The 14537-nt window shown below is 59.9% G+C and carries 11 protein-coding genes; 8 read left to right on the forward strand and 3 right to left on the reverse strand.

Going from position 1 to position 14537, the window contains the following annotated elements:
• From FJU08_RS02025 to FJU08_RS02050, 6 genes are all read left to right on the forward strand, one after another.
• Positions 1-849: a hypothetical protein gene (locus FJU08_RS02025; protein ID WP_141147300.1), complete on the forward strand. Its 849-nt coding sequence runs from the start codon at positions 1-3 to the stop codon at positions 847-849.
• 184 nt (positions 850-1033) lie between these two features.
• Positions 1034-1306, forward strand: coding sequence for a YtcA family lipoprotein (locus FJU08_RS23040; protein WP_235890546.1), 273 nt, complete (start codon positions 1034-1036; stop codon positions 1304-1306).
• A 7-nt stretch (positions 1307-1313) separates the two neighbouring features.
• Positions 1314-2357: a multidrug transporter subunit MdtN gene (gene mdtN, locus FJU08_RS02035; protein ID WP_141147302.1), complete on the forward strand. Its 1044-nt coding sequence runs from the start codon at positions 1314-1316 to the stop codon at positions 2355-2357.
• Positions 2332-4188, forward strand: coding sequence for an FUSC family protein (locus FJU08_RS02040; protein ID WP_141147303.1), 1857 nt, complete (start codon positions 2332-2334; stop codon positions 4186-4188). Before mdtN ends, FJU08_RS02040 begins: the two co-directional genes overlap by 26 nt.
• 47 nt (positions 4189-4235) lie before the next feature.
• Complete coding sequence (locus FJU08_RS02045) at positions 4236-5693, forward strand: TolC family protein (RefSeq protein WP_141147304.1); 1458 nt, start codon at positions 4236-4238, stop codon at positions 5691-5693.
• Positions 5694-5765: 72 nt separating this feature from the next.
• Positions 5766-6872 carry a calcium:cation antiporter gene (locus tag FJU08_RS02050; protein WP_141147305.1) on the forward strand — a complete coding sequence of 369 codons (1107 nt, stop codon included), beginning with the start codon at positions 5766-5768 and terminating at the stop codon, positions 6870-6872.
• Here the strand turns inward: FJU08_RS02050 and FJU08_RS02055 are convergent.
• Positions 6869-7912: a magnesium transporter gene (locus tag FJU08_RS02055; protein ID WP_235890547.1), complete on the reverse strand. Its 1044-nt coding sequence runs from the start codon at positions 7910-7912 to the stop codon at positions 6869-6871. The two genes, FJU08_RS02050 and FJU08_RS02055, sit on opposite strands and share 4 nt — an antisense overlap.
• 175 nt (positions 7913-8087) lie before the next feature.
• On the opposite strand from FJU08_RS02055, the gene clcA reads away from it, so the two are divergent.
• Positions 8088-9521: a H(+)/Cl(-) exchange transporter ClcA gene (gene clcA / locus FJU08_RS02060; protein ID WP_268932105.1), complete on the forward strand. Its 1434-nt coding sequence runs from the start codon at positions 8088-8090 to the stop codon at positions 9519-9521.
• Between the two features lie 250 nt (positions 9522-9771).
• Positions 9772-11340, forward strand: coding sequence for a serine hydrolase (locus tag FJU08_RS02065; protein WP_141147307.1), 1569 nt, complete (start codon positions 9772-9774; stop codon positions 11338-11340).
• A gap of 45 nt (positions 11341-11385) precedes the next feature.
• On the opposite strand, the gene FJU08_RS02070 is transcribed toward FJU08_RS02065, so the two are convergent.
• Together FJU08_RS02070 and FJU08_RS02075 are read right to left on the reverse strand one after the other, a co-directional pair.
• A complete protein-coding gene (locus tag FJU08_RS02070) occupies positions 11386-12345 on the reverse strand; it encodes an FAD:protein FMN transferase (RefSeq protein WP_235890548.1) in 960 nt (319 codons plus the stop codon).
• On the reverse strand, positions 12326-14521 hold the full coding sequence (locus FJU08_RS02075) for a PepSY domain-containing protein (protein ID WP_141147308.1): 2196 nt from the start codon (positions 14519-14521) through the stop codon (positions 12326-12328). Before FJU08_RS02075 ends, FJU08_RS02070 begins: the two co-directional genes overlap by 20 nt.
• Positions 14522-14537 lie beyond the last annotated feature (16 nt).

Raw genomic sequence — 14537 nt, forward strand, 5'->3', positions numbered from 1 at the left:
ATGATTTTCCTGCCCCTGCATTCCCGACACCTGGCCGCCACGCTGACCGCCTTCGGCATCAGCCTTGCCGGAACGTCTGCCGCCCTGTCGGCAGATATGCCGGAACCATCGGCCCCTGTCGCTGCCCCCGCTCCGGCACCGGCCTCCGGCTGGACCTATGTGGTAACACCCTATTTGTGGGGCACTGGCCTGTCAGGTGATGTGGCGCCGTTCAAGAACGCACCCGCCGTGCATATCGACCAGTCTTTTTCCGACATTCTGTCAAATCTGAACATCGCCGGTTTCGTCAATTTCTGGGCCACCAATGGCCGCTACGGCGTCTATGCCGATGTGATGTACACCAATATCAGCGAAGAGGATGCGACGGGGCCGGTCAACATCCCGAATGTGGGCCGCGTTGACAATCTCAATGTCAAGGTCGGCAACAAGCTGTTCAATGGTGCACTGTTCGGCTCCTACAGGCTTGCCAATGATCCTGATTTCAAGTTCGACGCGCTCGCCGGTATCCGCGCCTATCGCGTGTGGACCGATCTCAGCGTCAATGCGCCGTCCTATAACGCCTATTACAGCACTTCGAGTACCTTCGGGTGGGTTGATCCGGCGGTCGGCTTTCTTGCCCAATACAGTTTCACCGACAAGATGAAGGTTGTCGGTCAGGCAGATGTCGGCGGATTTGACGTTGGGTCGAAAATCTCGTGGCAGGCGCTTGCTGCCTTCCAATACGAGATGAGGAAGAACATGGCCCTGTCCATCGGTTACAAATATCAGTCGGTCGACTATGACAGCGGCGGTCACGTCTTTGACACGCAGATGCAAGGTCCGGTCATGGGCGTCAGCTTCCGCTTCTAGATTTCGAAGCGCTGGCTATCACGTCCTCGACGTGACGGCCAGCGCTACCAGAACGCGATCATTTCATTGGGTTTTCAATGAGCTGATATTGACAGCGCGGACGAACCTCAAGACAAATGATACCAGATTGCCCAAGGGTGGGGGCGACGCTTTGTCAAAGGCGCTATTGCAAGAGTTTTCAGGCGTGATCCGTTTCAGACTTCCCATTATCTGCTTGATTGCGCCGCTGTTGGATAGCTGCGCGCGCGCAAGCCATGGTCCGGCGATTTCGCTTTACGGCGCCTATTTCCCGTCATGGATCGCATCAACGCTGATCGGCATCATCGCAACCGTGATCATTCGTCTCGTGCTGATCAAAACCGGCATTGACGAAATCCTGCCGCTTCGCGTTGTCGTCTACTTCTGCCTGGCAATCGCCATTGGCCTTGCAGCCTCCCTGTCGATTTTCGGAAGATAGGCCGGTCATGCTCTCACTCAAAGCCAAGGCACTGGCGCTTGTTCCCGTCGCCCTTATCGCAGGCACGATCTGGCTGGGCTATAGCCACATGACCCGCATGCGCTCCAATATCCTGTCGCAGGACGCAACGCTGACCGCCGACATCACCAATATCTCCGCCTCCGTGCCGGGACGTGTCTCGGAAATTTTCGTTGCCGAAAACGATCGCGTCACCAAGGGGCAATTGCTGCTGACCCTTGATGACACGGTCTATCGCCTGCAGGTGACACAGGCGGAGGGGGACCTGAAAGCGGCCGAGGCTGCCTATGAAACGCAACAGCGCAATATTGCCGCCGAACAGGCCAATGCGGCGGTAGCCGAACAGCAGATCGAACGCGCCCGAGTCAATCTCGATCTGGCGACGAAAACGCTGGATCGCCTTCTGCCGCTGCAACCCAAGGGCTATGTCACCGATCAGCAGGTGCAGGATGCGCGCACGGCGAAACTTGATGCCGAAGTCTCGCTGCAACAGGCGCTGCAGCAAAGCACAGCGGCCAATGCACTGGTCTCATCACCCGAAGCATCGCTGGCGCTGATCCAGAGCCGGCAGGCAGCACTCGATATCGCCAAACGCAATCTCGCCAATACCAGGGTCTATGCGCCGCATAATGGCCGCGTGGTTGGGCTTATCTTCTCGGCCGGCCAATATATCGTCACCGGGCAGAGCGTTTTCACACTGGTCAACACCGACAAATGGTATGCGACCGCGCTCTATCGCGAAGGTGAGCTGAACGATATCCGCGTCGGCACCTGCGCCACTGTCTATGTCATGGCCGACAAATCCGTTCCGGTGAAAGGACATGTCCAGGGCATTGGCTGGGGTGTGGCTTCGGAAGGCGCGATCAATATCCCGCGCAGCCTTCCCTATGTTCCCAAGGAACTCGACTGGGTGCGCATTGCCCAGCGCTTTCCGGTTCGCATCGCCCTCGACAATCCGCCCGAACACCTGATGCGCATCGGCGCATCGGCATCCAGCGTCGTGAATTATGGCACCAATTGTGGAGACCAGTGATTTCAGGCGCAAGACGCTTCGGCTGATTGACGACCTGAAGCCTTTTCCGGGACGGCTTTATCAGGCGGTTTCGATCGGGATCATCTGCGCCATCTCCATTTCCATCGCCATGCTGTATCACTTCCCGGAAGCAGCGATCGGCTGCTATCTCGTGATATTCATGGCCAAACCCAATGCGGCGGAAAACGTCGTTACCGGCGTCGGACTGATCATCGCCGTCAGCCTCGTGGTCTTCCTGCTGATCGGACTGATCAACCTGACCATCGATCATCCGCCAGCGCAGATCGCCGCGATCATCATTTCCTCATTCATCTTCCTCTATATGGATTCCGCCACCAAGCTTGGCGAACAGGCCGGAATCGTCGCGCTGGTGATCGCCTTCGTCATGACGCTTCTCGGCTATATTCCGATCGGTGAAATCGCCACCCGTGCCGTGCTCTATGCCTGGGCCATGGTCTTTGTGCCAATGGCGACACTGGCGCTCTACAACCTGTTCTTCGGCATTCCGCCGCAAAAACTGCTGCGTCAGGCGATTGCCGAACGGCTGCGGACAACCGCCGATTTCCTCACCGCTGCCGATCCGGAAGCCCGTGACAAACTTGTGGAGCTGATCGGTAAAGGCACGGCCGAACAGGACAAGCTCCTGCAGATGATCGGCCTGTTCAGGCTGCTCAACCGCAAGGACAACGCTTTTCTGACAGCCTGTCAGGCCCATAGCTATCGCCTGATGCTTGCCGCACTGGCCCGCGACAACGCCGGCAGCGCCGAACACCGCAGCGCCCTTGCTGGCCAATGCCGCGACGCGGCCGGTGCGATCGAAGCCAAAAAGCCGCTCGCAAAAGCACAATCCGCCACTCCCGGTGATGAAGATCACGGGCTTGATGATGTCGAGGCCGCACTTGCCGCTCTCCTTGACGCGACACCGCCGGAAAAGGGTGCTCCGCTTGATGACCCCTTCATCGCTGCCGATGCCTTTAGCAATCCAATCCACCTGCAGTTCGCGCTGAAGACAACACTTGCAGCATTTACCTGTTATTTCATCTATACCGCCATCGACTGGCAGGGCATCCACACCGCCATGATCACATGCTATGTCGCAGCACTTGGCACCACGGGCGAAACAGTTCACAAGCTGCTCTTGCGCATCACCGGCTGCCTGATCGGCGCACTGATCGGGCTTTTGACCATACTCTTCATCATTCCCCAGCTGGAATCCATCGGCGGGCTGGCGATCGTGATCTTCCTCGTTGTCGCATTCTCGGCCTGGATCTCGACAGGCAGTGAGCGTATTTCCTATGGCGGCGTGCAGATCGCCCTTGCCTTTCTGCTGACCGTGATCCAGGGCTTCAAGCCGGGTACGGATCTGAGTGCGGCGAGCGACCGGATTTTTGGCATCCTGCTCGGCAATGCCGTCGTCTACATCATCTTCACCACGATCTGGCCGGTCAGTATCTCCTACGCGGTGAAAAACAATATTCTGGCCGTGACCGCCCGGTTGAAGACCCTGGCCGATCTGCCCTTTGCCGAACGCCGGGCCTCACTCGGCCTGATTGCGCTGATCCAGACCAATCTCGGCAATGTGCGCAATGCGCTCGACATGGCCGGATATGAGCCCCGCGCCGTGCGACCGACGCAGAACCAGCGTCAGGCGGTTACGCTCGTGACTGACAAGCTCAATCATCTGACGCTCGGCCTGTTTTTCAGGCCGGAGATTTCCGGCGAAATGACAGCGGAAATTGACGCTATCACCGACAAGTTTGCCGATCGGGACTCCCGCGCACCGGCTGAACCTGCTTTAACCGGAAAAGACGGTTCGGGGGACGGCAGTTGAGGCGCGCGACATCAGGCAAGAAAAACGCAGGCGGCAGGATTTTGCCGGTGATCGCCGTCATAACCGTTGCGGCAATGCTCAGTGGCTGCGCCGCGCAGTCACTGAAACTGGCGCCGCCCGACCCAAACCATCCGTGGTCGTCGTCTCAGGATGCAAACCTGCGGGCAGACGCGCAGCAAAGCGGTGATCTGGCCCTGCCGGCACCGGAGATCGATACAAGCAAGACCTATAACCTGCCGGAACTGATCGACCTTGCCCAGCGCTCCAACCCGACAACGCGCGCGGCCTGGGAGAGTGCGCGACAGGCAGCCCTTGCCGTCGGCATGGCTGAGGCAACCTATCTGCCCTTTATCACCGCCAATGCGATTGGCGGAACGGGCACCAACACCTCACCGCTGCCGATCCCGATTGGCGCCGATTCCTATTTTTCGACCAATATCGATGGCGTCGCCCCCTTTATCGCCCTGCAATGGCTGGCCTTTGATTTCGGCGGCCGCAGCGCCGTCGTCTCCGCAGCCGAGCAACTGTCACTGGCGGCAAACTACAAGTTCAATGCGGCCCATCAGCAGTTGATCTTCCAGGTGACCGGGGCATGGCATCAGTATAATGCCACCCGCAACCACACCAGGGTCGCCGTGCAATCGCTGGCCAATGCCAGAACGCTGCTTGATGCTGTAACGCAGAAGCGCAAGAACGGACTTGCCACCTCGGTGGATCTGGCCCAGGCCGAACAGCTGGTCGCACAGGGTGAATTCAGGGTCGTCAAGGCACGCGGCGATGAAAGCGATGCCTACCAGACGCTGCTGGGCGCGATTGGCATTTCCCCGGTCTCCAAACTTAGGATCGCCGATAGCAGCGGCCAGCCGCTGCCCGCCACAGTCACGACCCCGGTCAACACGATGATCGACATCGCCCTTGCCCGGCGCCCCGATATTCTTGCCGGTTATGCAGCGGTCAAGGCCTCGCAATCCGGTGTTGATGCCACCAAGGCGGCATTCATGCCGAAAATCGGTGTCTATGGTTCGCTGGCGACCTACAGCGCCAACGCCACGGTGGGCGGCCTGCCGACCGCCAATGCCAGCGGCGTCAACGGGAATATTTTCCTCGGCATTTCGATACCGCTTTATGACGGCGGCATGCGCGAGGCAAACATGAAGCAGGCCGAGAGCCGCGAAGCTGCAGCCAGCCGTGACTTCGAACATCTGAAGGATACGGCTGCGCGTGAGATCGTCATGGCCTCCAACGCACTCACCAGCGCCATCGCCTCACACAACGCAGCGGTAAAAATGTCCTCTGCGGCAGCCAAGACCTATGATTCAACGCTTGAAGCCTATCGCAATGGTGTGGGAACTGTCACAGCGGCAGCGGCTGGACAGACTGATTTGCTGAATGCACGGCTGGCTGAAGGCGATGCGCGCGAAAGCGCCTTTGCGGCAGCGGCGAACCTCGCCTTCGTACTTGGCTCTTCCATGTCCGGGCCGGATGGCCAAGCGGCAAATCGATAGCACGCGTGATGACAAATCGCTCTGGTTGATGTATCGGCGGCAAGGTGCGAGCGACAATGAAGGGGGCCGTGCATGCATATCAACCCGAAAGCGATGCCAACCTGGAGTTGGCTAGTACCGGTGCTGGCAGCGGGGCTGAGTGCACTCGAAATTTCTGGCATTTTGCATGACCGTTCACTCGCCTTCATCATTCCAGCAGTGGCGCTTCTCGGGGGCGCGATTTTTGCCTCCGTCATGCATGCAGGCGTCATCGGCGCCAAGATCGGCGAGCCCTACGGTTCGCTGGTACTGGCTGGCTGTGTAACGCTGATCGAAGTCGCATTGATCATCTCAATCATGAATTCCGGTCTCGAAGGCACGGATGAAGTGGCGCGCGATACGGTATTTTCAGCCGTGATGATCGTTTTGAACGGGATCGTCGGTCTCTGCCTTGTCTTCGGCGCCAAGATCCACCGCGAACAGAGCTTCAAGCTCGACGCCGCTTCAGCAGCGCTTGCCGTGCTCGGCACATTGTCTACCCTGGCCTTTGTTCTGCCCGTTTTCGCCGTTTCCGGCAGGGACAAGCAATATTCCTGGGCCCAGCTTCTGGTCGTCAGCCTGTGCTGCCTGGTTCTTTACGGCGTATTTCTGTTTATCCAGACGGTGCGGCACCGCAACTACTTCATCGATGAGCCCGACACCGAACTGGAACCGCTGGCGCATAGCGATCTCGAAACGCCAACCGGCAGGGTAACGCTCAGCTCGGCCATTCTTCTGCCGCTGGCGCTGCTGACCGTGATCCTGCTGGCAGAAGCCCTTTCGCATCCGCTTGACGATGCCATCGCAGCCGCCAACCTGCCCCCTGCCCTTGTCGGCGTCGTCATTGCAACGCTGGTGCTGCTGCCCGAGGGCATTTCCTCGGTTCAGGCAGCAATGCAGAACAAGATCCAGCACAGTATCAATCTCGTCCTCGGCTCGGCGCTTGCCAGTATCGGCATGTCGATCCCGGTCATATCGCTTTATACGATCTTCACCGGCAACCAGTTGACGCTCGGGCTTGATGCCGAAAACATGGTAATGCTGATCCTGACGCTGTTCGTCAGCACAATCACACTCGGCACCGGCCGCACAACAGTGCTGCAGGGCGCCGTCCATCTGGTGATTTTCGCCGTCTTCGTGCTGCTGACACTGGTCCCCTAGAACTGCACGACATTGGTGATGCCAAGAAGCGATGTCGTGATCACGAAATAGAGCAGAAGGCCAGTCAGGTCGACAATCGTCGTCAGTGCCGGCCCCGATATGATGGCCGGATCCTGTTTCACCGCAATGGCGCCAAGGGGCAGCAAAGCACCGATCAGCGTCGCGGAGATCACCTGGACTGCCAGCGCGATGGCTATGGCAAAGCCGATCGCTTCCAGCGAAAGCCCCGACGGCACATCCGCAGCATTGGAAATAAGCACCACCTTCAAGAATGCAAAGAGAAACAGTACGACGGCCATCAGCAGCGAGACGCGGGTCTCACGCCACAGGATGCGCAGCGAATCCTTCAGCTGCACATCCCCCGCTGTCAGCGCCCTTGTCACAAGGCTCGCAGACTGCGTCCCGACATTGCCGCCGGTATCGGCCACCATTGGCATGTAGAGTGCCAGAATCACCAGCGCATCCAGCGCATCCTCATAGATATGAACCACATAGCCCGCTGCCAGTCCGGCCACGGCAAGACCGAGCACCCAGGGAAAACGGCGAAGGAAGTCGGACCAGACCGTATGTTCGAAATAATCATCGCCATAAGAACCCGCCACACCGGCGAAACGATCCTGATCCTCGCGTAATTCCTCAACGACATAGCGGCTTGCCGCAGCGCCACTGACAACGCCTGCAACAATGCCGTTCGCATCAACAACCGGCAGAAATTCGATCCGGCGGTCGATCATCTCCAGCGCAACGGATTCTGCCGTTCTGTCCGGTCCGGCCGTCGGTGCATCGCGCCGCATCAGGCCCGCGATTTCGGTTTCCTGCGCTGCGTTGAGGCAGGCTTTGAGGCTGACAGTCCCGACATAGCGGCCATTGGTATCGACAATGCAGGCCTGTACCCCGGCAGCGTCCCGAGCCGCGGCAAAGGCGCGGATCGCCTCTGCGCAGGACATGCTCGCCGAAAAGCACAGCGGATCGCGGTCGGCAATGGCGCCGACAGGTGCAAGCGATGATGGCAGTTCCGTTGCATTGGCAATCTGTGACACGCAGCAATCTCCCCTTAAACAGCCTTCACTTACACTTGTATGTCTAAAGTTTTCATGACGTCATCAGAAGCAATCGAAGATCTCGGGGGCAGCCATTTTCCGATCCGCGGGCATTCTGGACTTTTCCAACCGAGTCTGATTACCATCAGCCGGTGGGGCATATTTCCTGACCTTATTGAAGCACGGGCTGCAGAGTGCAGCCTCATTTGACGACGTATCTTTTGAACCCGAAGAGCACGCATACAAGGCTAGCATGCAAGATCAGGACAGCGACATTCAGGAAGGCCTGGACCAACGCCGCGCCCAGGCGCGCTATATCGCCCTTGCGCTCCTGGCTGGCGCCCTTGCCGGTATTTTCGGCTCGCTATTCCATCTGATCATCAAACAGCTCATCACCTGGCCAGCCCATCTGGCAAAACATGTCGATGGCCTGGCGCTGATTGTTCTTTCAGCGCTGATCGCCATGGCTGTCACCGTATTGTCCGTTTTCATCGTCCGCCGTTTTGCACCTGAAGCCGGCGGCAGCGGCGTTCAGGAAATCGAAGGCGCGATGGAAAACCTCCGGCCGGTGCGGTGGCAACGGGTTCTGCCGGTGAAGTTCATCGCCGGCATCGCTGCACTCTCTTCCGGGCTCGTGCTTGGCCGCGAAGGGCCGACCATTCATATCGGCGCTTCATTTTCTGCAGCAATCGCCCAGTTCTTCAAGGTTAGCGATACCGAACGGCGCGGTCTGCTGGGTGCGGGCGCTGCGGCCGGCCTTGCCTGCGCCTTCAATGCGCCACTGGCCGCGATACTGTTCATTATCGAGGAAACGCATAATCAGTTCCCGTATACATTCCGCACCTATGTCGGGGTGATTGTTGCCGCCCTCGCCTCCACTGTCGCAACGGAAATCATCGGCGGCACGGCGCCGGATCTGTCCATGGTCGTGGCGGAGCCATCGCTGACGCTGATCCCGGCCTTCGTTATGCTCGGTGTCGTGCTGGGTTTCATCGGTGTCAGCCTCAATGCCAGTCTGATGCACATGACCGCCTTCAGCGCAAAGCTCCACCGGCACGTCCCCTATCTCTACCCGGCGATCGTCGGACTTGCGGTCGGTGCCTGCTTCATTTTGCTGCCGCAGGCTGTCACCGGCGGCGAAACCCTGATCATGCAGCTTTCAATGCATCGCCCGGTATTGGTGATGCTCCTGGTACTGGCCGTGATGCGTTATTTCACCATGGTCGCCAGCTATTCGGCAGGCACGCCCGGCGGTATCTTCGCGCCGATGCTGGCGCTTGCCATCTGCATCGGCTTAAGTTTCGGCGGGCTTTTGGAGACAATCTTTCCAAATTCCGGCGTCAGCGCGCTCGCCTTCGGCATGGCGGCCATGGGCGGGCTGTTCGCCGCTTCGGTCCGTGCACCGGTCGTCGGCGTGGCCCTGACGCTGGAGCTGACAGGATCCTACACCATGACCTTGCCGCTGATTGCCACCTGCGTCACGGCCAATCTGGTGGCCCAGTGGATCGGCGGTCAGCCAATCTATGAACAGCTGCTCAAGCGAACCCTTGAACAGGCCGGCATTGATCCTGCCAGAAGCGGAGAACGCCCCTATAGCGGCCTCGGCTAAAACGCCGTGCATCCCTTCGGATGCACAAAGGACGCTCTCTAGCCTGTTGAATCTACGCATCATGCTTTCCGAAAATCGGTTCCGATTTTCGAGCGGATGCTGTCGCGCATCGTCCTTCGATGAAGAATAGCCGCCGTCCCCGTGAGCCGATGTCAGCTTTTGTCAATTTTCGCGGTTGATTAATCAGGCAGTTACATTGAAAACATACCCACCTGTATTTCCAGGCGAACAGAGTGGAGGATTTTCAAACTTGACCGATCAGATTTCCCGTCGAAAATTTCTTGCATCTTCAGCGATCACCTCCGTAGCGCTTGCGCTTTCCCCACTCCCGCTTGCCGCCCAGGCACTGCCGCCTTCGCGCACGCCAGGCGTTCCGGTGCCCGACGGCCAGATCGATGCAGCGATCGGCAGGCTGGACGAGATCGTCTCTAAGATCCGGCAGGACAGCGGCGTTCCCGGTATCGCCGTTGCCGTGGTACATCGCGGTGAAACCGTCTATGCCAAGGGGTTTGGTCTGCGCGCACTGGGCAAGCCGGATGCGATCACACCTGAAACGGTGTTCCAGCTCGCCTCGCTCTCCAAGCCGATTGGTGCCACGGTCGTTGCCCGGCAGGTCACACGTGGCGTTGTCTCGTGGGACAGCCGTATGAAGGATCTTCTGCCCTGGTTTGCCCTGTCCGATCCGGCAATCACCGAGAAGCTGACCGTCGGCGATCTCTACAGTCACCGCTCGGGCCTGCCGGATCACGCCGGGGATGATCTCGAAGATCTGGGTTTCGATCGCCAGACCGTTCTGGAACGCATCCGCCTTCAGCCGCTCGCCCCCTTCCGCACCAGCTATGCCTACACCAATTTCGGCCTGACAGCGGCCGCCGTTGGCGTGGCGGAAGCCTCCGGCATGTCCTGGGAGGATCTGACCGATGAGGCACTGCTGGAGCCGCTCGGCATGACCAGCAGCAGCGCCCGCTTCTCCGATTTCATGGCGAGAGAAAACCGCGCCATTCCCCATGCGGTGGAGGGCGACGGCTTTGCCGCCCGCTATCAGCGCGATCCCGATGCCCAGTCACCGGCTGGCGGCATGAGTGCCTCGGCCAGCGATATGGCGACATGGATGAAGATGGTTCTGGCCGATGGCGGCGATCTGATTGCGCCCGAAGCGCTGCAGCCGGCCATCAGCCCGCAGAGTTTCTCGAGTCGCCCGCACAGCCCGGACGAGCGGGCAAGCTTCTATGGTTTTGGCTTCGGGGTTGGAACCGATCCGACCGGTCGCGTGGTTCTCAGCCATTCCGGTGCCTTCATTCTGGGCGCGGGAACGCATTTCAGCCTGATCCCCTCGCTTGATCTCGGCATCGTCGTGCTGACCAATGCAGCACCCGTCGGTGCCGCTGAAGCCATCGGCTCGGCCTTTGTCGAACTGGCCTTGAGCGGCGACATCACACGAGACTGGTACGGCGCTTATAGCCAGATGTTCAAGGCCTTCTACGAACCGATCGGCCACACGGCGGGAGAGCCCTTCCCCGCAGCAGCAGCCCCGGCGCCATCTGCCGAATACAGTGCCGGACGCTATGCGCATCCCTATTTCGGCACGATCGAGATCGTCGCAGATGGTGATGGCCTTGCGCTTCTGGCAGGTCCAAAACCGATGCATTTCCCGCTTCATGCCTGGGATGGATCGATCATGGTCTTCAATATGGATGCGGAAAACGCGCCGATCGGCTCCCGCTCGACGATTGCGTTCGCTGGCGACGGCGCGCAGGCAGAAACGGTCGAAATCGAACTCTTCATCGAAAACGGCCCGGCCGTCTTCACGCGGATCTAGGCCATTGTCACCGACCGGGCTTCAAGCGCCCGGTCGCTTTCTGGTTCAGGCGACTTCGTCCAACACCTCGAACGAGCCGGTTGCGCCGATCTTTTCACCGGCCTGATCGAGAAGCAGCACGGAAAGCCCCATCTGCCGGGCAAGCACGCTCCCCTTCCCACAGCCAAGCACCATCATCGCCGTCGCCCAGGCATCGGCCTCCATGCAAGATTTTTCCGAAATCACCGTTACAGAGGCCGGTGACGCGACCAGCGGCATGCCCGTTGCCGGGTTCATCGTGTGGCTGAGACGGTGATCGCCAAGGCTGATCCAGTGCCGGTAGTCCCCGGAGGTGGCAATCGCCGCATCGGTAAGCTCGACCACGGAATGCGCCGAACGCCTGCCGATGTCCGGCGCCTCGATCGCAACCACCCAGGGCTGGCCATCGGGCAGATGCCCTTTGGCGCGCAGCTCACCATCAATCGAAAAGAGACCGTTGAAAATGCCGTATTGCGCCGCAACCTCGGCGAGGCGGTCCACCCCGAAGCCTTTGGCGATGCCATTGAGATCGAAGCGGGCGTCGTCGTGGCGGCAGGCGCGCCGGTTCTGCCAGTCCAGTTCGAGACTATCCGCAACGGGCTTTCGCTGCCGCGCCCGCGCTTTTCTGATCGCCTCAGGATCAGCCTCAGCTGCCGAAAATCCCCAGGCCGAGACGGCATCACCCATGGCGATGTCGAAAGCGCCGCCCGAGGCCCGGCCGATCACCAGTGCCGCGCCCAGCACCGTCATGAGACCGATCGGCAATGGGACCCAGTTGCCGGGCTCAGACAGGTTCAGCCGGTTGATGTCGCTGTCGGGCTTATAGGTCGACATTTCGGCATCAACTTCATCAACAGCCGCTTGCAATGCCGCCGTCAGGCTCACCACGTCATAACCCATAGGCGCATGGAACAGCGCGGACCAGCGCGTGCCCATCGTCGCTCCGCTCAGCGCGTGGCGCTGCAGATCAGAATATGTCTTCGCCATATCGTCCATCCTTCTTCAGACTTGCCAGTGACAGGCCATGCGGGCGCAATATTTCGGAAAGGGCCGCTGCAACGCCGCGTGCCATGTCGCGACCGCCGCAGACAAGAACCTGACCGCCGTCCCTGATCAAAGCGGCAACCCTGGGTCCATCTTTGAGCAGAGCGTCCTGCACATAGGTCGGCTCGGCACCGCGCGAATAGGCTTCCGTCAGCGATGCCAGCTTGCCGTCACGCTGCCAGCCGGCAAATTCCTCGGCATAGAAGGCATCGCTTTGCGGATGGCGCGCGCCAACATAGACATGCATCGGCCGCAGACTGCGATTGGTGCGTACGAAACCGGCCAGCGGCGCGACGCCCGAGCCCGCCCCGATCAACAGGACCGGCGCCCGGCCGCGGCCGGGACGGAAGGCCGGATTGGGCCGGACAAAGGCCTGAACCGTCTCGCCCGGCTCAAGCGCCGTCAACTGGCCGGAACACAGCCCACCATTCTGCCGCCGCACGCAGATTTCGACAAAGCCGTCGCGGCTGGACGATGCCAGCGAATAAAAGCGCGGCAGATCAGAGCCTTCGGGCAGAACGCCGATCAGGTCCCCGGCCTCGAATTTCGCAAAGCCAGTACCATTCATGCGCTGCCACAGACCGCGCTTTGGCAGGGCCAGCCGGATGAGCGAGGCAGGGGCCTGCACTTCCCTGCCGAAATCACGCCGTGAGATAACGGAAAGCGTCGAGGTTGCAGGCGGTTCCGGCTGATGATTGAGTTCGAAATCCATACCAAGTGACGTTGCAAGCGCCCTGCCCCAACGGGCAAAATCCTGCTGCGACTGCCGGTCAACACTGTGCGGAGCGACAAAAGCCGGCCAGTTCCTGATCTTCAGCGCCTTGTGAACGCGCGCCGCATAACCGCAGAAATGCGGAAAACTGCGATCACCGAAACCAACCAGCGCCACCGGTATTTTCGCCTCGTCGGTATAGCTGCCCAGCTTTTCCAGAAAGGTCTTCGCCGTATCCGGTGCGTCGCCATCACCATAGGTGGCGGCCAGCAGAATGAGACGCTCGGCCTTTGGCCATCTTTGCGGCGCAAAGGCATTCATCGCGGCAACATGAACTTTCAGCCCCGCAGCCTGCAACGTATTCTGCAACGTCGCTGCAAAGCCCCAGGTTGAACCGCCTTCACTGCCGACGAGAACGATCGTATCGGCTTCATGTGCAGCATTCGCGCCACTTTGCCGCTTTCGCCCGGTGAGCCAGAGCCGTATGCCGGTAAGCCCCATCAAGGGCACGCCCAGCGCCGACAGCCCCAGCACCAGCCCGACAATCGAGGCTCCCTGACCGGTATGCAGCATCAAGATCGTCGACGAAGCCTGCTGCCATGGTCCGTTATCGGCCCAGGAGAGCATGGCGCCGGTGCCCTGATCGATATAGCCCATGCCGTCATCGGTCGTCAGCGTGAAGACATCGGTCGGATCACCGGTACGCGGAAAAACCAAAGACTGAAGATCGCCGACTGGTGTGTTTTCGAGGCTGACAATCGCGGCTGGCGCAATGCCGGTCTGACCGCTGACACTGGCAGGAAAGGCAGGAAAGGCCGCGTCATTGGGAATGAAGCCAAAGGTCGAAAGCGTCATCCACAGGGCGGTCACAGACGAAAAGGCCAGCCCGAAAACGGCAAAGCGCGCAATCGATGTATGAAGATAGCCGTCACCCATGCCGCGCGGCCGGGCGAACAGATAGCGCCAGCCACCGGCACGGCGCGCCATCATGAAAAGGCCCGAGATGCAGAGCGTCAACAGAAACAGGGCCGTAGCGGCAGCGATATAGCTGCCCCAGTCTCCCATGAACAGCGAGCGGTGAAGTTCCGTCAGCCACAGAACCACGCCATTTGGCCGAGCGGCTGCGATGACGGAGCCGGTTGCAGGATCGACAACGCCGGAGACATACTGGCCGCCTTCCGTATAGGAGGCGGTGATCTGGCCGGACGCGGTGCGATCAATCTCGATAAGGCCGGGATGCGCGGCCGCGATGTTGCCCGCCAGCGTGGCAACACTCATCTTTCCAGCGGATGGACTTTTCCAGGAATCCAGCGCGGGAAAGATCGACAATGCCGCGCCGCTCAGCGCGATAACCACAAGCAGAGCCGCAGCGATCAGCCCCGGCCAACGGTGAAGCAGACGCATCATGACAGGTTCTCCTTCC

The sequence above is a fragment of the Martelella alba genome (assembly GCF_006516955.1).
In the GTDB taxonomy this organism is placed as follows: Bacteria; Pseudomonadota; Alphaproteobacteria; order Rhizobiales; family Rhizobiaceae; genus Martelella; species Martelella alba.